Raw genomic sequence first — 17,933 nt, 5'->3', positions numbered from 1 at the left:
GCTGCTCACTTTCCGCCTCCGAGGCGCCGGGTGACCAGGGCGTTGATACCGGCCACAATCAGGATGATCAAGAACAGCGCCCAGCTCATCGCCGCGGCGTAGCCGAGGTTGAGGTCACTCCAGCCGACCCGGTAGATGAGCTGCGAGATGGTCCGCCACTGGTGGTCGTAACCACCGTTGGCCTGTGCCGGGTTCTCGTCGAAGAGCATCGGCTCGGTGAAGAGCTGAAGACCGCCGATGGTGGAGAGGACGACGGTGAACAGGACCACCGGCTGGATCATCGGCACGGTGATCTGCCACAGCTGGCGCCACGGGCCCGCGCCGTCGACCGCCGCCGCCTCGTAGACGTCCTTCGGGATCGCCTGCATCGCGGACAGGTAGAGCAGCGCGTTGTAGCCGATCCACTTCCAGTTGACCATGACGGCGATGGCGATCCAGCTGCTCCAGGTCCCCGCACGCCAGTCGAGGGGCTGCTCCTGACCGAAGCCGACCAGGGACAGGAACCAGTTGGCCAGACCGTTGTCGCGGCTGAAGAACACCGCGAAGACCAGCGACGACGCGGCCACCGGCGTGACGTACGGCAGCAGGATCCCGATCCGCCAGAAGGTCGCGCCACGCAGTTTGCGGTTCAGCAGGTTCGCGATCATGAGAGCGAGCAGCAGCTGCGGCACGGTCGAGAGGATGAAGATGCCGAACGTGTTGACCAGGGCGTCCCAGAAGTCGGTGTCGCCGGCCAGCTTGGTGAAGTTGTCCAGCCCCACCCAGCCGTTCTTCTCCTTGTCGATGAGGTGCCAGTGCCGCAGCGACACCACCGCGTTGAAGATGAGCGGGAACAACCCGAAGATCGCGAACAACACGAAGAACGGCGCGATCATCAGGTACGGGAAGGTCTTGGTGTCGAAACGGTGGAGCCAGAACTTCGGCCGCTTCGGCGGCGCGTGCTTCGGCTCCTCTTTGTGTGCGACGCGTACGTCGGTGAGGGCCACGGATAACTCCTCAGGGCCGGACGGCGGGACGGCTGTGGCCGCCCCGCCGTTCTTTTCGGGATGGGTCAGGAGTTCGCGGCCTTCTCGGCTTCCTTGACCGCCTCGGCCCAGGCGTCAGCGGACTTGAGAGTGCCCTGGCCGACGCGGTTGATCACGTTCTCCACGGCGAGCCGGGTCGGACCGTTCTTCTTGCCCAGGTACTGCGGCTTCAGGTTCTCCGCGGTGGAGGCGAAGATCTGGCCGGTCGGGGCGTTGGTGAAGAACTCCTTCTTGTAGTCGAGGACGGCCGGGTCCTTGTAGAGCGCCGGCTGCGACGGCAGGTTGCCGACCGTCTTGAAGACCTCGATCTGCTGCTCGGGCTGGATCAGCCACTCGACGAACTTGTAGGCCTCGTCGACGTTCTTGCCCTGCTTGGGGATGGTCCACCAGGAGCCGCCCCAGTTGCCGCCGCCGCCCGGGATCGCGGCGATGTCCCACTTGCCGGCCTGGTCGGGCGCGGTCTTCTGAATGTGTCCGAGCATCCAGGCCGGGCAGGCCAGGACGGCGAACTGGTCCTTCTTGAAGCCCTGGTCCCAGTTCGGCTGGAAGCTGGCGAGGTTCGCCGAGATGCCGGCGTCGAGCGCCTTCATCGCGATGTCGAAGCCGACCTTCGGGCCGCCCTCCATCTGGAGCTGCTCCTGCTCGTTGTAGAAGCCGACCGGCTGCTGCGAGAGGATCGGGTTGAACAGGTTGGTGGCGGAGTCGATGAACTTCTTGCCGGTCTTCGTGGTGTAGTCCTTGCCGACCTGGAGGAAGGAGTCCCAGTCCTTCCAGAGCGCGGAAACCGCGTCGCGCTCGGTCGGCAGGCCGGCCGCCTTGAACAGGTCGGTGCGGTAGCACATGGCGAGACCGCCGACGTCGGTGCCGAGACCGATCTGCTGTCCGGCGGCGGACTTCGAGGCCTGCCACTTCCACGGCAGGTACTTCGACTCCAGCGAGCCGGCACCCTTGTCGGTCAGGTTGACGAACTGGTCGGCCTGCTCCCGGAACTGAACGATGAAGCCCTCGTCGACGGCCGAGATGTCCGGGGCGCCGGAGCCCGCGACGAGCTTCTTCTGAAGATCCTGGTGCTGCGCCTGGTACTCGCCGGTGTTCAGCGAGATCTTGACGTTGGGGTGGGCCGCCTCGTACTTCGCCTTCAGCTGGTCCAGGCCCATGTCGCCCCAGAAGTTGACCTTCAGGGTGATCTGGGAGCTGCCGCTGTCGCTGTTGCCTCCCTCCAGGTCCTTGCCGCTACAACCGGTTATCGCCAGCGCGGCCACGAGGCCGGCTGCGCCCACGCGCAGGGCGCGTCGTCCGAACTGTTCCATGTCATTTCCTCCGCAAGGAGATCCGCATCACTGAACCGGGTAAGTTGGGGGAACCGTAAGCCCGCCTTTCAGCGGTGTCAATACCCGGTTACGGGCGCGCTCCCAGTACGTATCAAGCCGGATTTTTCGGACGGGCAGAAATCGACGGTTTACATCACGAGCCGTGTGCCGTAACACTTAACCGATCAAGCGAGCGTTCAGCGAGGGTCCAACGTCGAGGGAGCCCGGCGGCCACTGCCCCGCGCCCGATAAGCTCGGCAGCAGTGGGGACAGAGGAGATTGAGTGAAGCGGCCCACGATCGCCGACATCGCACGGCGGGCCGGCGTGTCCAAGGGCGCCGTGTCGTACGCCCTCAACGGCCAGCCAGGTGTCTCCGAGGCGACCCGCAAGCGCATCCTGTCGATCGCCGAGGAGATCGGGTTCAACGCCAACAGCGCGGCCCGGGCCCTCTCCGGCGCTCGCGCCCGCGCCGTCGGCCTCACCCTGTGCCGCCCCGCCCGGATCCTCGGCATAGAACCCTGGTTCATGGGCCTGATCAGCGGTTTCGAGGCCGAGCTGGGCGCCCGGTCGTACGCGCTGACCCTCCAGGTGGTGGCCACCCCCGAGCAGGAGGTCGAGGTCTACCGCCGCTGGTGGGGCGAGCGCCGGATCGACGGCGTGATCGTCACCGACATCCGCGAGGACGACATCCGCATCCCGGTCCTCCAGCAACTCCAGCTACCGGCGGTGGTGATCGGCGGCCCCGGCGACACCGGCCCGATCGCGCAGATCTGGTCCGACGACGCGGGCGCCATCACCGAGGCGGTGCGCTATCTGGTCGCCCTCGGCCATCACAAGATCGCCCGGGTCAGCGGCGTCGCCGACCTGCTGCACACACAGAACCGGACGAAGGCCTTCGAGAACGTCTGCGCCGCCCTCGGGCTGGACAACGCGATCACCATCCCGGCCGACTACACCGGCGAGGAGGGCAGCCGGGCCACCCGACGGCTGCTGATCGGCGGCGACCGGCCCACCGCGATCATCTACGACAACGACGTGATGGCGGTCGCCGGCCTGGCCGTCGCCCAGGAGATGGGGCTCTCCGTCCCGGGCGACCTGTCCATCGTGGCCTGGGACGACTCGCCGCTGTGCAGTCTCGTGCACCCCCCGCTCACCGCCCTCAGCCGGGACATCTCGGCGTATGGGGCGCAGGCCGCCCTGGAGCTGCTGAACGCGATCGACGGCCGCACCGTGGGCAACGTCGAGGCCGGCCGGGTCCACCTCACCCCGCGCGGGAGCACCGCACCACCCCGCTAGCCGCGGTGGCTGTCCAGATATGCCTCGACCCGCTCGGCCGGGCCCGGATGACCCAGTGCGAAACCCTGGCCGTACCGGCAACCGGCCTCCTTGGCGCGGGTGATGTCCTCGTCCGACTCCAGACCCTTGGCGACGATGTCCAGGCCGAGCCGCCGACCGAGACTGACCACCACGTCGACCACTGATCGGTCGGACATCAGCGCCGGGCTCAACTTCAGCATGTCCACCGGCAACCGCCGCAGGTGCGACAGTGACGTCTGACCCGAGCCGAAGTCGTCGAGCGCCGCCTTCACCCCGAGCTTGCGCAGCCCGGCCAGGGCGGCCACGATGGCCGGCACATCCTCGTCGATCCACGTCTCGGCCACCTCGACGATCAGGCGTTCCGGGGCCAGGCCGTGCCGGCGCAGGGTCGAGCCGACCCGATCCGGGAACCGGGCGGTCAGCAACTCCCGCGGGCCGACGTTCACCGACAGCCAGAACTCGTCGCCCACCGACCAGCCGGCCAGCCGCCGACAGGCCTCCTCCAGCACCCACTCGTCCAGCTCGGCGGTCATTCCCAGCGCCGCCGCGATCGGCAGCAACTCCTTCGGCGGGATCGGGCCCAGCTCCGGATGCCGCCAGCGCAGCAGCGCCTCCACCCCGGCCGGGCGACCGTCGGCCAGCCCGGACACCGGTTGGAAGACCAGGTCCAGCTCACCGCGGGCGGCCGCGCCGAGCAGTTGCTGCTCCAGCTCCATCCGGCGGTGCAGCTGGATCTCGACGTCCGGGTCGTACCACTCCACCCGGTCCCGGCCCAGCTGACAGGCGCGCTGCCGGGCCAGGTCGGCGTGCCGCAGCACCTCGTCCGAGTCGGCGCCGCCGGCCAGTTCGGCCAGGCCCACGCTGGTGTGCAGATCGACGGTCGCACCGGGCAGCGGATACGGCTCGGCCAGCTTCGTGACGATCCGGCTGGCCAGGGCGTAGGCGGGCACCGACGAGTCGGGGGTGAGCACGGCGAACTCGTCGCCGCCGAGCCGGGCCGCCACGTCGTCGCCGCCGATCAGCGCGCGCAGCCGTCGAGCCACCTCGATCAGCACCGCGTCACCCACCTCGCGGCCCCGGGCGTCGTTGATCTCGGCCAAGCCGTGCAGATCGATCACCAGCAGGGTGCCGCGCCGGCCCGGCTGCCGACGCAGGGCGAGCAGGTCCCGCATCAGCGCCTGCCGGTTCGCCAGGCCGGTCAGCTGGTCCAGGTAGGAGAGGCGGTGCAGGGTCCGTTCCAGATGACGGCGTTCCCCCACATCGCGTACGTGTACGACGAGCGCCGCCACCTCCGGGACCCGGCGCAGATCGGAGATGGTCGACTCGGTGTCCCGCCACATCTCGGCACCGTCCCGCAACCGGGCGCTGACCAGCACCGGCGGTCCGCCCTCGGGCTCACCGGCGAGCACCGACCCGATCACCGCGAGAGCGTCCGCCACGTCGTCGGGGTGGATCAGCTCGCGGAACTCCCGACCGATCACCTCCTGGTCACGCAGCCCGAACAGTCGCGCCGCCGCCGGTGACTGCCAGCGGACGGTCAGCCGCTCGTCGAGCACCAGGGTCAGGTCGGTGGCCCCGGCCACCAGCGAACGGAAGTGCGCCTCGGTGACCCGGAGCCGACCGGCGTACCGGCGGATGTCGCGAACCACCAGCAACTCTCGGAAAACCAGCACACTGACCATCACGAGACCGAAAACGATCGCCTCGGTGCCGAACTCCTCGACGGCCAGCAGATGCCAGATCGCGGCCACCACACCCACCGCGGCCGGCACCGCCAACAGCGGATAACTGGCCAGGTACTGATCCGGGTTGCGTGGTTCCAACGGCGGCAACGGCAGGTCGCGGCGCGAACCGCCCCACGCCGACGCGCTCAGCCCGGCCACCACGCCCACACCGGCCGCCAGCGCCGCCGGGCCGGTCGCCTCGAACGCCAGCACACCCAGGCAGAACATCACCAGCGAGGTGCCCGCGCCGCACCAGGCGGCCGCCCGCGGGCGGGGCCGGGCGCGCAGCACGATCACCGTGACGATCGCGATGCCACCGGCCGCGACCAGCAGCGCCGGCACCGCGGCCGGGCGGCTCGACGCGGCCGGGATCAGGTAGACCGCGAAACCCAGACTGACACCGAGACCCACCCCGTCGTACGCCCGTCGGAGCCGGACCACCCAGTTGCTCGCCGCACCCGGCAGCAGCGACGTGCCCGCCACGAAACAGGCCGCGGCGGCGGTCAGGCCGACGGTGATCCAGGCGGACGGATGCGCCGGTGCCCACCAGGGGACCAGCCCGGTGAGCCCGGTGACGAGGGCGCCCATGCCGACCAGGCCGGCGCCCCGGCACGAGGCGAAAGCCTTCTCGGCACGGTGCAGCGCCAGGGCGGCGCGGATGAGGACGGCGCCCGCACACAGACCGGCGGCGCCGATCGCCCCCGCGAGCAGCACGGCGATCATCGACGAGTCCTCTGCTTCAGGGAACTGCACCGGGTCAACGACGGTCCCCGGATCGGGTTACGGCACGGCGTGTCGCCGTCCCACGAACGGATCGTCGACCATCCAGCGATGACGGTCAACAGCTACCGGTCCGGCACGACCGCCGGCCGGACCGGGTGGGAGGATGGGAGACGTGAGCAGTAGCCCCGTCCTCCGCGTCCGCAAGTCCGGTGCCGTGCTGGTCGCCGCGTTGATCGCCCTCGTCGGCACAGCCCCGGTCGCCGGCTCCTCGTGGGCTCTGAGCCCGCTCTTCCTGATCCCGATCGCGATCCTGGTGTGGGCGTGGCGGGCCGGCACCGACGTCTACCCGGAGGAGCTGCGGGTCCGCGCCCTCTTCGGCGGCAGCCGGGTGCCGTTCACCCGGATCACCGAGCTCGCGCCGGACGAGCGCGGCCGGGTCTCGGCGCTGCTCGACAACGGCAATGTCATCCGGCTCACCGGGGTGACCCGAGACAATCTGCCCCGGGTGCTGGAGGCCAGTGGCCACCCGATCGCCGCCGGTCAGCGGGACGCCGCCGATCAATGAGCCGGTTCTGTCAGACCGCGCGGCTACCCTGGTCGGCATGACCGGAGGGGGTGGTTGGGCCGTGCGATTCCGCCGGAGCCGTGCCATGGCCGCGAGTTCGGTGGCGCTGCTGGCGCTGACCGCCGGGTGCAGCTTCGGGCCACCCGGGCCGGACCAGGCCGGTTCCCCGCCCAATCTGCCCCGTCCCTCGGCCGCGCCGACCGCCGGTGGTGACGACACCTCGCGCGAGCTGGCGATCACCGTGCTGGCGAAGAATCTGGAGATCCCGTGGGGCATCGCGTTCCTGCCCGACGGCGGCGCGGTGGTCACCGAGCGAGACACCGCCCGGATTCTGAAGGTCGGCCCCGAGTCGGCCTCGGGCGCTCTCAAGGTCACCGAGCTGCGGCGGCTCGACGAGGTCCGCGCCGCCGGTGACGGTGGCCTGCTCGGCATCGCCGTCTCCCCCGGTTACAAGACCGACAAGACGCTGTTCGTCTACTACTCCACCGATCGGGACAATCGGATCGGCAAGCTGGTCGGCGACGGTGAGCTGGAGCCGATCCTCACCGGCATCCCCCGATCGCCCGACCATAACGGCGGTGCCCTGGCCTTCGGCCCGGACGGGTTCCTCTACGCCGGCACCGGCGACGGGACGCCGGACGGCAGCCAGGCGCAGAATGCGAAGAGTCTCGGCGGCAAGATTCTGCGGATCACCCCGGCCGGTGGGCCGGCGCCCGGCAACCCGGTCAAGACCTCACCGGTCTGGACCTCGGGTCACCGCAACGTGCAGGGCCTGACCTGGGACAAGACGAAGAGGATGTATGCGACCGACCGCGGCCAGCCGGTCCACGACGAGCTGAACGTGGTGGTGAAGGGTAAGAACTACGGCTGGCCCAAGGCCGATGGCGCGAGCACCGACGCCAAGTTCACCAACCCGCTGGCCACCTCACCCGCCGAGACGTCGTCGTGCGCCGGGGTGGCCGTCCTGGAGGGCACGGTCGCCACCGCCTGTCTGCTCGGCCAGCGGCTGCAGCTACTCGACGTGACCAGCACCGGCACCGTGCTGGGCAGCCCGCAGGAGATGCTGACCGGCGAGTTCGGACGGCTTCGGGCCGTGGTCACCGCACCTGACGGGTCATTCTGGGTGAGCACCTCCAACCAGGAGGACGCCGGTGACCCGGGCCCGGAGGACGACCGTGTCATCCGGCTGGTCTTCTCCGACGGCGGCGCCGGCCGGAGTTGACGGCCATGACTGTTTCGTCCCGAGCCCGATAGGGCAGGTGAGGCCCCGATGACAGAAGAGCTGCCCTCATGGCGACAGCGGTGGCGGTCGGCGGTCGCGTATGTCTTCGCCTTCTCCGGCCCGGCCTTCGCCTTTCTCCGCCGGACCTTCGCCTTCTCCGGGCGGGTGTTCCGGCACCGCTGGGCCCGGCGGGTACGGGTGGCCACCGCTGTCGGGCTGACCGGGGTGGCCGGCTCTCTCATCGGGGTGATGCTGTTCGCGCGGGCCGACATCAACGTGGGGCCGTTCAGTGCCGAGATGTCGGTGGTGCCGTCGGTCACCGGCGGCACCGAGATCAACATCCCGCCGCTCGGGTCCCTGCATCTGGACAGTCATCGAGGCCCGGTCCACCTGCGGGTCGCCCTCGGTTCGCTGGACCAGAGTCGCACCGAGGCGCTCATCGACAACCCGTCGGCGATCAGCTCGGCCGGTGACCGGGCGGTCGACGAGGTGGTCGCCGGGGTGTCCCGGCTCGGGCTGCGGACCATGGGTCTGGCCGTGCTCGGCGCGCTGCTGCTGGCCGCGCTGACCTTCCGCGACATGCGGCGGACCGCGGCGGCCGGGGTGACCGCGTTGGTCGTCACCGGCGGCAGTCTCGGCCTGGCCGCCGGCACCCTGCGGCCCGACTCGATCAGCGAGCCGCGCTACGAGGGCCTGCTGGTCAACGCGCCGGCCGTGGTCGGTGACGCCAGGCGGATCGCCGACAACTACGGGCGGTATGCGGAGCAGCTCCAGACCATCCTCGGTAACGTGAGCCGGGTCTACTCGACCATTTCGGCGCTGCCCGTCTACGAGCCGGCCGGCAACACCACGCGCCTGCTACACGTCTCCGACCTGCATCTGAACCCGGCGTCCTGGGGCCTCATCCGGACCGTCGTGGAGACCTTCGAGATCGACGCGGTGATCGACACCGGCGACATCGTCGACTGGGGCAGCAGTGCCGAGACCGGCTATGTGTCGTCGATCCCGTCGATCCAGGTGCCCTACATCTACGTGCGCGGCAACCACGATTCGGTCGCCATCCAGGCCGCCGTCGCCGCCCAGAGCAACGCGGTAGTCCTGGACAACGGTCTCACCGAGATCGACGGGCTGACCATCGCCGGTATCGGCGACCCGCAGTTCACGCCGGACAAGAGCGAGACCAACGAGGCGGGCGACGACTCCGGCCCCGAGCTGCTGGCCACCGCCGGGGAGAACCTGGCCCAGACGATTCGCGGCTCCGGCAAACAGGTCGACATCGCCCTCGTCCACGATCCGGCCATGGCGCAGCCGCTGTCCGGCCTGGTCCCGCTGGTCCTCGCCGGCCACCAGCACGCCCGGTCGGTCGCCATGCTTCCCGAGCCCACTCCGCCCACACCCGACGCGTCGGCGTCGGCCTCGCCCGACCCGTCCCCGTCGGCGTTGGCCCTGATCCAGCCCGCGGTCCCGACCCGGCTGATGGTGGAGGGCTCGACCGGCGGCGCCGGCCTGCGCGGTCTGGAACACGAGGATCCGACCCCGCTGAGCCTGTCGGTCCTCTACTTCGACGAGAACCGCGAGCTCAAGGCCTACGACGACATCCAGCTCGGCGGCACCGGCCAGTCCAACGTGGAGATGCAGCGAAACGTGATCGGCCTCGAAGACGCGGCCACCCCGACGCCCACCCCCTCCACCCAGTCGAGCAACTGACCCACCAGCCGCCTTCCGCGATCTTGTGAGGTTCTACCGACCTGCCGACCGCAAGATCACGAAGGGGTCGGGAGACGGCGTAGGTCCACGGCCAGGGTGCCGGTGTCCAGGCCCTCCGGGTCGATCTCGATCGTGTAGGTGCCTTCGGAGGAGCTGAAGGCCAGCGCGACGGTGGGTTTAGCGGCGGTCAGGGTGGCGTCCACGACGTCCAGGCCGGCCGGAGTCCGTACCTTGACGAGGGTGTTCGAACCGGTGGTCAACGTTTCCGGCCGGACCGTCAGGCGGAACTGCTCGCCCTCGACGGCCCGGAAGGTGACGTAGGCACGCTCCCCGGGCTGAGCGAACGCGATCCGGGCCGGCTTACCCGGGGCCAGGACGGCGGTCACCGAACCGGTCAACTGCACCGTCAGGGTGCCGGTCCGGTCGGTGTCCGGGTTGATCTCGATGGTGTGCCGGCCGGTTTCGTTGACGTCGAAGTCCAGCGTCCGATAGTCGGACTCGTAGCCGACCGCACCGGACGTGTTCAGTTCGCCGGACGGGCCTCGGATATCGAGATTGGTGTACTCGTCCTTGGACAGGGTGCCGCGCCGGGCCACCACGGTGAGGTGCTGCCCGGCCTTCGCCGGAAAGGTCAGGAACGCGCGTTCGCCCGGGCGGCCGATGGTGATCTTCCGGGCCGGCCCGCGCGGGATCAGCGTCCCGGTGGTCGCTCCGACGAGGCTGACCAGCAGCGTTCCACGGTCCTTGGTGGTGCGGGGGTTGATCCGCACGGTGTACGACCCGTCCGCCGGCGCGGTGAAGTCGACGCTGACGCCGGCCCACGTGACGATCAGCGTGCCCTCGGCCACGGTCCTACCGTCCCGGACGATGGTCAGGTCGGTGTTGTCGACGGCGGTGAGGGTCCGGCGCTGGGCGAGCACGGTGAGGCGCCGGCCCGCGGTGGCCTGGAATCCCAGGGTGGCGGGCCCGTTCAGATCGAGCAGCGCGCCGGGCCCGCCGACGGTGAGCTGCCGGTCGGCCGGAGCGGGCATCCTCGCAGCCCCACCGGCGTCCGGCGAGCCGAAGGCCGATGCCGGCGATCCGAAGGCTAGAGCGGTCGCCAGTGCGACTACGAGCCGGAGGCGGCGGATAGCCGCGGAGTGCACTGCCACCGAGGCAGATTAGGCCCTGCATGCTGCGAATTCCGAACTAACGGGGCAAATTCCCTCGCCCGGCGAACGCGGCAGCCTGGAGAGCGAAAGATCAACCCCGCTGGACCCGGCCGGTGGCCGCGCAGCGCTGACTCGCATGCGCTGAAGAAACGGCGCCCACTCCCGTGTCATGGGAGTGGGCGCCGGCCGTACCGAGAAGATTCAGGAAACGCCGAGCCGGGCGAGGATGAGCTCGCGGACGGTCTTGGCGTCCGCCTGGCCTCGCGTGGTCTTCATGACCGCGCCCACCAGGGCGCCGGCCGCGGCGACCTTGCCGTCACGGATCTTGTCGGCGATGTCGGGGTTGGCGGCGATCGCCTCGTCGACGGCCGCGGTGAGCGCACCGGTGTCGTTCACCACCTCGAGCCCGCGGGCGGCCATCACCGCGGCTGGGTCGCCCTCGCCCGCGACGACACCCTCCAGGACGGTCCGGGCGAGCTTGTCGTTGAGCTTGCCCTCGTCGACCAGTTTCTGCAGGGCGGCGACCTGCGCGGGAGTGGCACCGACCGCGGACAGCTCGATGTCCTGCTCGTTGGCGCGGCGGGCCAGCTCGCCCATCCACCACTTGCGAGCCCCGGCCGGGGACGCGCCCGCGGCGATGGTCTCCTCGATGAGCTCGACGGCGCCGGCGTTGGCCACCGACTGCATGTCGAGCTCGGAGATGCCCCAGTCCTCGCGGAGCCGGGCCCGCTTGGCGCTCGGCCGCTCCGGCAGCTCGGTCTTGAGCTGGGCGACCCACGCCGGATCGGGCGCGATCGGCACCAGGTCGGGCTCCGGGAAGTAGCGGTAGTCGGTGGCGGTCTCCTTGGAGCGGCCCGGCCGGGTGTCGCCGGTGGTCTCCTGGAAGTGCCGGGTCTCCTGGAAGATCCGGGTGCCGACGTCGAGGAGGCCGGCCTGCCGAATTACCTCGGACCGGACGGCACGCTCGACCGAGCGGAGCGAGTTGACGTTCTTCGTCTCGGTACGGGTACCCCATTCCTCGCCCGGCTTGTTGAGTGAGGTGTTGACGTCGCAGCGCAGCGAACCCTGCTCCATCCGCACGTCGGAGACGCCGAGGGAGCGGATGATGTCGCGCAGCTCGGCGACGTAGGCCTTGGCGACCTCGGGGGCCAGCGCGCCGAGCCCGGGAACCGGCTTGGTGACGATCTCCACCAACGGGATGCCGGCCCGGTTGTAGTCGACGAGCGACTCGGTGGCACCGTGGATGCGACCGGTGGCCCCGCCGACGTGCAGGGTCTTGCCGGTGTCCTCCTCGATGTGCACCCGCTCGATGCCGATCCGATACTCCTGGCCGTCGACCACGACGTCCACGTAGCCGTCGACGCAGAGGGGTTCGTCATACTGCGAGGTCTGGAAGTTCTTCGGCATGTCCGGGTAGAAGTAGTTCTTCCGGGCCATCCGGCACCACTCGGCGATGTCACAGTTGAGCGCGAGGCCGATCCGGATGGTGGCCTCGATGGCCGCGCCGTTCATCGCGGGCAGCGCGCCGGGCAGGGCGAGGCACACCGGGCAGACCTGGGTGTTCGGCTCGGCGCCGAAATCGGTCTTGCAGCCGCAGAACATCTTGGTCTGCGTGCCCAGCTCGACGTGCGTCTCCAGGCCGATCACCGTCTCGTAACGGCTGGTGGCGTCTTCGTAGGACGGCAGCGCGATGGTCGTCATGTGCGTGCGGCTCCGGCTTCAAGGACATCGGGTCAGGGGCCAAGCCTAGTCGCCCGGTCTGACAGACTTTGCATCCGCCCAGGAAGATCTACCGCATGCGCCGCACCTCGACCGTCGCCGCACTGGCCGCGACACTCCTCATCACCGGCTGCACGAAAGCCGACGACGACAAGCCCGCGCCGACGAAGTCCACCGCCGACGAGGTGAAGATCGACTACAGCCCCTGGGCGGCGGGCCGTTCCACCCCGGTGGCCGACCGGCTCTACCCGGAGAAGGGCAATCCCGGCCTGGACGTTCTGCACTACGGGCTGGAACTGGACTGGAAGCCGGACACCAAGGTCCTCACCGGCACGGCCACCGTGCGGATCCGGCCGGTCGCCGACGCGAGCGAGATCAAGCTGGACTTCACCGGCCTGACCGTCGACAAGGTCACCGTCGACGAGAAGGCGGCCGCCGGCACGGTCGAGAAGGAGAAACTGGTCGTGCCGACCGCGGTCACCGCTGATCGGCCGGTGACGCTGACCGTCGCCTACCACGGCACCCCGAAACAGGTGGAGATGCCGTCGCACCGCGGGGACGCGTCCGAGGGCATCGGCATGCGGTCGTCGAAGGACGGCGTGCTCTGGACCATGCAGGAGCCGTGGGGCGCACTCACCTGGTACCCGGTCAACGAGCACCCGTCCGACGAGGCGCTCTACGACCTGGCGGTGACCGTCCCGGCGGGCTGGGCGGCGGCGGCGAACGGCACACCCGGCAAGGTCGAGGGGAACACCTACCACTACTCCAGCGCGGATCCGGTGGCGGCGTACGTGACCACCCTGGCGGTCGACAAGTACAAGAAGATCGAGCAGACCGGGCCGCACGGACTGAAGATCACCAACTTCGTGGTGCCGAAGAGCGACGACCGCTACCTGAGCACCCTGAAGAAGACGCCGAAGCTGATCGAGTGGCTGGAGGAGCGGTTCGGGCCGTACCCGTACCCCTCGGCCGGCGCTCTGATGAACGGCTCGATCTCGGCCATGGAGACGCAGCAGATGCTGAGCATGGGCCGGGAGGCGTTCAAGGCGAGTGACCTCAAGGAGTTCGAGGCGGTGCTCGTCCACGAGTACGCCCACCAGTGGTTCGGCAACGCGGTCACCCCGGCGACCTGGACCGACCTGTGGCTGAACGAGGGTTTCGCCACCTACGTGCAGTACCTGTACGAGCAGGAGCTGTACGGGTTCGACGACGTCTACCTGGAGAAGTACCTGCGAGAGAGCGACGCCAAGCTGCGTAAGCGGGTCGGCCCGCCCGGCAAGCCGACCGCCGGCACGTTCGCCGAGAGCAACGTCTACGTGTGCCCGGCGGCCATGCTCAAGGAGTTGAACGACGCGCTCGGTGACAAGAAGTTCTTCGCGCTGGCCACCGCCTGGGTGGAGAAGAACCGCAACACCAACCAGGACCGGGCCTCGTTCACCGCGTTCGTCAACGCGGAGACCGGCAAGGACTTCACCAAGCTGATCGACGCCTGGCTGGACTCGCCGACGACCCCCGCGTGATGTCGCGAGGGGGCCGCGCGGCCCCCTCGCAACGCGTCAGAGCGCCGGCGGCGTGAAGGTGCCGACCGCCGACTCGAGAGCGGCCGCGACCCGGTACATCCGGTCGTCGGCCATGGTCGGGGCCATGATCTGGAAACCGACCGGCAGGCCCTCGGAGAGACCGCACGGGACCGAGATGGCCGGGCCGCCGTACAGGTTCGTCGGGATGGTGAACAGGTCGGCGAGATACATCTGGTACGGGTCACTGGTCCGCGACCCGAACGGGAACGCCACGAACGGGGTGGTCGGCGAGACCAGCACGTCCACCTGCTCGAACGCGGCCTGGAAGTCCCTGGTGATCAGGGTCCGCACCTTCTGCGCCTGGCCGTAGTAGGCGTCGTAGTAGCCACTCGACAGCGCGTACGTGCCGAGGATGATGCGCCGCTTGACCTCGGGGCCGAAGCCCTCGTCACGGGTCAGCGACATGACCTCCTCGAGCGACCGGCTGCCGTCGTCGCCGGTGCGCAGGCCATACCGCACGCCGTCGAAGCGGGCCAGGTTCGACGAGCACTCACTCGGCGCGATCAGGTAGTACGCCGGCAGCGCGTACTGGAAGTTCGGGCAGGACACCTCGACGACCTCGGCACCCAGCTTGACCAGAGCCTCCAGCGACTCCCGGAACGCGGCGGTCACGCCGGGCTCGGAACCGTCCCCGGCGAACTCCTTGACCAGACCCAGCTTGACCCCGGTCAGGTCACCCGTCGCGCCCCGGCGGGCGGCGGCCACCACGTCCGGCACCGGCTGCGGGATCGAGGTCGAGTCCCGCGGGTCGTGGCCGGCGATCACCGCGTGCAGCAGGGCGGTGTCCTCGACGGTCCGGCCGCAGGGGCCGGGGGTGTCCAGCGAGGAGGAGAAGGCGATCAGGCCGTAGCGGGACGTGCCGCCATAGGTCGGCTTGGCGCCGACCGTGCCGGTGACCGCGCCCGGCTGGCGGATCGAGCCGCCGGTGTCGGTGCCGATCGCGAGCGGCGCCTCGTAGGCCGCGAGGGCGGCCGCCGAGCCACCACCCGAGCCACCCGGGATGCGGCCCAGGTCCCACGGGTTGTTGGTCGGGCCGTAGGCGCTGTACTCCGTGGAGGAGCCCATCGCGAACTCGTCCATGTTGGTCTTGCCGAGGATCGGCATCCCGGCTGCCTTGAGCCGCTCGACGATCGTCGCGTCATACGGCGGCCGCCAGCCCTCGAGGATCTTGGAGGCGGCCGTGGTCGGGATGCCCTTGGTGGTCACCACGTCCTTGACGGCGATCGGCACACCGGCCAGCGGCCCGGTGATCTCACCCCGGTCGACGGCTGCGGCGGCCGCAAGCGCACCCTCACGATCGACGTGCAGGAACGCGTGGACCCGCTCGTCGACTGCGGCGATGCGGTCCAGGTGGGCGGTCGCCACCTCGACGGCGGAGACCTCCTTCGTCCCGATGAGAGAGGCCAGCTCGGTGGCGGAGAGCCTGGTCAGGTCACTCACAGGTCAGTCCTCCTCGTCCAGGATGCGCGGCACGCGGAAGCGGCCCTCGTAGGCGTCCGGCGCGCCGGACAGCGCCGCGTCCTGCGCCAGGCTCGGCGTGGGGACGTCCTCGCGATACACGTTGGTCAGTGGCACCGAGTGCGAGGTCGGCGGAATGTCCTCCGCGGCCACCTCACCGACCCGGGCGACCGACTGGAGGATCACGTCGAGCTGACCCGCAAAGCGGTCGAGCTCCTCCTCGGTCACGGCGAGCCGCGACAGGCGCGCCAGGTGCGCTACCTCTTCGCGGGAGATGGCGGCCATCCTGCCCCCTCGTTGTTCGACGTTTTAGATGTGCCCACAGAGTCTATTTCGCCGCGAATCCCGGGTCGGACCGGGCGGTACCGCCCCAGCCACTCCCGCAGATCGGCGGCCGGCATCGGCCGGGCGTGGAACCAGCCCTGCGCGGTGTGACAGCCGGCGGCGGCCAGAAGACGCCAGGTCACCTCATCCTCGACACCTTCGGCGACGGCACGGAGGCCGAGGGCCTCGGCCAGACCGACCACCGATCGTACGATCGCCGCGTCCCCGGAGTCGCCGGCCATACCGAGCACGAACGAGCGGTCGATCTTGACCTCGGACAGCGGCAGCCGTCGCAGATGCTGGAGCGAGGAGTAGCCGGTGCCGAAGTCGTCGAGCGAGATCGCCACCCCCATCCGGGACAGCCTGGTGGTCGTCTCCAGCACCCGGTGCGGATCGGCCATCAACGCGCTTTCGGTGATCTCCAGTTGCAGCAGGTCGGCGGGCACCGCGTAGCGATCGAGGAGGGCGCCGACCCGGTCCGCGATGTCACCGGCGTGCAGGTCGCGAGCGCTCACGTTGACCGCGGCCCGCAGCGGCGCCCCGGCGTCGCGCCACGTCGCCAGCTGGGCCACCACCTCCTCCAGCACCCGGGCGGTGAGCAGGCGCATCACGGGCGTCGGCTCGGCCGCCCGGAGCAGTTCCTCCGGCCCGATCGTGCCGCGTCGCGGGTGCCGCCAGCGCAGCAGCGCCTCCACTCCGACCACCTCGCCCGTCGCGATCGCGATCTGCGGCTGGTAGTAGAGGACTATCCCGTCGTCGGGGGGCTCCCGGCGCAGCGCGGTCCGCAGATCGGCGACCAGACTCAGCCGGTCCGGGGTGTGCTTGGCGGCGTCCGGCCCGTGCACCGCCACCTGGTCGCCACGCTGTTTCGCCTCGTACATCGCCGACTCGGCCTCGCGCAGCAGGGTGCTGCTGTCACGGCGGCCGGATTGGAGGGCTATCCCGATCGAGGCGCTGAGCTCGACCGGGGTGCCGTCCAGCGGGAACGGGCGGCTCAGCGCCTCGGCCAGGTGCTGCGCGATCCGTCGGGCCGACGCCGGGTCCTCGACCCGGGTGGCGAGCACCGCGAACTCGTCGCCGCCGAGACGCACCACCAGGTCGTGGGCGGGCACCACCGCGGTGAGCCGGTCGGCGACCCGGGTGAGCAGCCGGTCACCGGCCCCGTGGCCGAGCGCGTCGTTGACGGTCCGGAACCGGTCCAGATCGAGCAGCAGCAGCGCCCGCCGCCGATCGGCCGGGCGTTCAGCCATCGCGGTCTGCAGGGCGCGCCGGTTCGGCAGACCGGTGAGCGGGTCGAACCGGGCGGCCCGCTCCGACTCGCCGGCCCAGCGGACCATCCGGTGCACGGCGTGCAGGGCCAGCAGGGCGAGCGGCAGCAGGGCCGGGCTGACCAGGGCGGCGACCAGCACCACCGGGCCGAGCAGCAGCAGCGCGGCCGAGGCCAGCAGGTCGGCGTGCCCGCGGCGGCGCCGGGCCGGGACGCGGCCCTCCGAGGTGAGGCCGCGGACCAGGCCGGCGACCGCGTGGCGGGCGGTGATCCACGCGACCGCCGCCACGCAGATGACCATGGCGTCCCACCAGTCGGGGCTCGGGTCGATGCGCAACCGCCCCAGGTCGGCGACTCCCGCGGCCGCACCGAGCGCGGCCACGTGCTGCAGGGCCAGATGCACGGTACGCCGCAGCGAGTGCCGCATCCGGGCCCCGGCCACGGCGACCGCGACCAGTTGCACCGCGATCGCCGGAGCGGCGCCCCAGGCCAGCGCCACCGCGAAGGTGAAGCAGATCGAGGGCAGGATCACCGCGCTGGCCCGGCGCCCGGGAACCACATAGGGCCGGGCGTCGACCACCACGGCGAGCAGGGCCATGGCCCAGAAGGCCGGTGGCAGCGCGTCCGCCGGGCCGAGCAGCAACAGCGCCAGGGCCGCGACGCCGGCCGAGGCCGTGGAAACGATCACCGTGCGCCGGTGCCGCCGGCCGTCCGTCCGTGGGCGAGCGGCATCCATGCGACCTCCACGATGGCCTCGATCACCAATCGCATACACCATAGATCCATATGGCGCTTTTTGCCGTAAAGCACCTATACGTAGTTAGAAGCCCTTAATCTCCT

At 70.2% G+C, this 17,933-nt stretch carries 13 protein-coding genes; 5 read left to right on the top strand and 8 right to left on the bottom strand.

Annotation, left to right across the window (positions count from 1 at the left end):
* Positions 1–5 precede the first annotated feature (5 nt).
* Both Q0Z83_RS48940 and Q0Z83_RS48935 read right to left on the bottom strand, forming a co-directional pair.
* Positions 6–986: a carbohydrate ABC transporter permease gene (locus Q0Z83_RS48940; RefSeq protein WP_317790429.1), complete on the bottom strand. Its 981-nt coding sequence runs from the start codon at positions 984–986 to the stop codon at positions 6–8.
* 65 nt (positions 987–1,051) lie between these two features.
* Positions 1,052–2,335 carry an ABC transporter substrate-binding protein gene (locus Q0Z83_RS48935; protein WP_317790428.1) on the bottom strand — a complete coding sequence of 428 codons (1,284 nt, stop codon included), beginning with the start codon at positions 2,333–2,335 and terminating at the stop codon, positions 1,052–1,054.
* Between the two features lie 283 nt (positions 2,336–2,618).
* Here Q0Z83_RS48935 and Q0Z83_RS48930 point away from each other — a divergent pair, with 283 nt between their 5' ends.
* The gene (locus tag Q0Z83_RS48930; RefSeq protein ID WP_093618989.1) at positions 2,619–3,632 is read left to right on the top strand and encodes a LacI family DNA-binding transcriptional regulator; all 1,014 of its coding nucleotides are present in this window, start codon (positions 2,619–2,621) and stop codon (positions 3,630–3,632) included.
* Here Q0Z83_RS48930 and Q0Z83_RS48925 read toward each other — a convergent pair.
* On the bottom strand, positions 3,629–6,100 hold the full coding sequence (locus tag Q0Z83_RS48925) for a putative bifunctional diguanylate cyclase/phosphodiesterase (protein ID WP_317790427.1): 2,472 nt from the start codon (positions 6,098–6,100) through the stop codon (positions 3,629–3,631). The two genes, Q0Z83_RS48930 and Q0Z83_RS48925, sit on opposite strands and share 4 nt — an antisense overlap.
* 163 nt (positions 6,101–6,263) lie before the next feature.
* On the opposite strand from Q0Z83_RS48925, the gene Q0Z83_RS48920 reads away from it, so the two are divergent.
* From Q0Z83_RS48920 to Q0Z83_RS48910, 3 genes are all read left to right on the top strand, one after another.
* Positions 6,264–6,665 (top strand): PH domain-containing protein, encoded by a 402-nt coding sequence (locus Q0Z83_RS48920; protein WP_317790426.1) that lies wholly within the window; start codon positions 6,264–6,266, stop codon positions 6,663–6,665.
* An 85-nt stretch (positions 6,666–6,750) separates the two neighbouring features.
* Positions 6,751–7,887: a PQQ-dependent sugar dehydrogenase gene (locus Q0Z83_RS48915; RefSeq protein WP_378078779.1), complete on the top strand. Its 1,137-nt coding sequence runs from the start codon at positions 6,751–6,753 to the stop codon at positions 7,885–7,887.
* A gap of 48 nt (positions 7,888–7,935) precedes the next feature.
* Positions 7,936–9,594, top strand: a complete 1,659-nt coding sequence (locus Q0Z83_RS48910; protein ID WP_317790424.1) for a metallophosphoesterase family protein — start codon at positions 7,936–7,938, stop codon at positions 9,592–9,594.
* A 56-nt stretch (positions 9,595–9,650) separates the two neighbouring features.
* Here the strand turns inward: Q0Z83_RS48910 and Q0Z83_RS48905 are convergent, their stop codons facing one another.
* Positions 9,651–10,625 carry a hypothetical protein gene (locus Q0Z83_RS48905; RefSeq protein WP_317790423.1) on the bottom strand — a complete coding sequence of 325 codons (975 nt, stop codon included), beginning with the start codon at positions 10,623–10,625 and terminating at the stop codon, positions 9,651–9,653.
* A gap of 321 nt (positions 10,626–10,946) precedes the next feature.
* Positions 10,947–12,446: an Asp-tRNA(Asn)/Glu-tRNA(Gln) amidotransferase subunit GatB gene (gatB, locus tag Q0Z83_RS48900; protein WP_317790422.1), complete on the bottom strand. Its 1,500-nt coding sequence runs from the start codon at positions 12,444–12,446 to the stop codon at positions 10,947–10,949.
* 95 nt (positions 12,447–12,541) lie between these two features.
* Between gatB and Q0Z83_RS48895 the strand changes: the two genes are divergently transcribed.
* Entirely contained in the window at positions 12,542–13,984 is a 1,443-nt protein-coding gene (locus Q0Z83_RS48895; RefSeq protein ID WP_317790421.1) for a M1 family metallopeptidase, read from the top strand.
* A 36-nt stretch (positions 13,985–14,020) separates the two neighbouring features.
* Here Q0Z83_RS48895 and gatA read toward each other — a convergent pair whose 3' ends face one another.
* Genes gatA through Q0Z83_RS48880 form a run of 3 tightly spaced genes read right to left on the bottom strand, consistent with a single transcriptional unit; the run spans position 14,021 to position 17,829 of the window.
* Positions 14,021–15,484 carry an Asp-tRNA(Asn)/Glu-tRNA(Gln) amidotransferase subunit GatA gene (gene gatA, locus Q0Z83_RS48890; protein ID WP_317790420.1) on the bottom strand — a complete coding sequence of 488 codons (1,464 nt, stop codon included), beginning with the start codon at positions 15,482–15,484 and terminating at the stop codon, positions 14,021–14,023.
* Positions 15,485–15,487: 3 nt separating this feature from the next.
* Positions 15,488–15,787, bottom strand: a complete 300-nt coding sequence (gene gatC, locus Q0Z83_RS48885) for an Asp-tRNA(Asn)/Glu-tRNA(Gln) amidotransferase subunit GatC (protein ID WP_317790419.1) — start codon at positions 15,785–15,787, stop codon at positions 15,488–15,490.
* Positions 15,760–17,829 (bottom strand): putative bifunctional diguanylate cyclase/phosphodiesterase, encoded by a 2,070-nt coding sequence (locus tag Q0Z83_RS48880; protein WP_317790418.1) that lies wholly within the window; start codon positions 17,827–17,829, stop codon positions 15,760–15,762. The genes gatC and Q0Z83_RS48880 overlap by 28 nt, the downstream gene beginning before the upstream one ends.
* Positions 17,830–17,933: the final 104 nt, after the last annotated feature.

This window comes from Actinoplanes sichuanensis (genome assembly GCF_033097365.1).
Taxonomy (GTDB): Bacteria; Actinomycetota; Actinomycetes; order Mycobacteriales; family Micromonosporaceae; genus Actinoplanes; species Actinoplanes sichuanensis.
Note: the sequence above shows the minus strand (reverse complement) of the source record. Positions and strands in the feature narration are given on the sequence as shown.

What these genes read in the sequence shown, in the direction of transcription:
- Q0Z83_RS48935 (WP_317790428.1), bottom strand. Translation starts at nt 2,335, where the DNA reads ATGGAACAGTTCGGACGACGCGCCCTGCGCGTGGGCGCAGCCGGCCTC.
- Q0Z83_RS48925 (WP_317790427.1), bottom strand. Translation starts at nt 6,100, where the DNA reads ATGATCGCCGTGCTGCTCGCGGGGGCGATCGGCGCCGCCGGTCTGTGT.
- Q0Z83_RS48920 (WP_317790426.1), top strand. Translation starts at nt 6,264, where the DNA reads ATGGGAGACGTGAGCAGTAGCCCCGTCCTCCGCGTCCGCAAGTCCGGT.
- Q0Z83_RS48915 (WP_378078779.1), top strand. Translation starts at nt 6,751, where the DNA reads ATGGCCGCGAGTTCGGTGGCGCTGCTGGCGCTGACCGCCGGGTGCAGC.
- Q0Z83_RS48910 (WP_317790424.1), top strand. Translation starts at nt 7,936, where the DNA reads ATGACAGAAGAGCTGCCCTCATGGCGACAGCGGTGGCGGTCGGCGGTC.
- Q0Z83_RS48905 (WP_317790423.1), bottom strand. Translation starts at nt 10,625, where the DNA reads ATGCCCGCTCCGGCCGACCGGCAGCTCACCGTCGGCGGGCCCGGCGCG.
- gatB (WP_317790422.1), bottom strand. Translation starts at nt 12,446, where the DNA reads ATGACGACCATCGCGCTGCCGTCCTACGAAGACGCCACCAGCCGTTAC.
- Q0Z83_RS48895 (WP_317790421.1), top strand. Translation starts at nt 12,542, where the DNA reads ATGCGCCGCACCTCGACCGTCGCCGCACTGGCCGCGACACTCCTCATC.
- gatC (WP_317790419.1), bottom strand. Translation starts at nt 15,787, where the DNA reads ATGGCCGCCATCTCCCGCGAAGAGGTAGCGCACCTGGCGCGCCTGTCG.
- Q0Z83_RS48880 (WP_317790418.1), bottom strand. Translation starts at nt 17,829, where the DNA reads ATGGATGCCGCTCGCCCACGGACGGACGGCCGGCGGCACCGGCGCACG.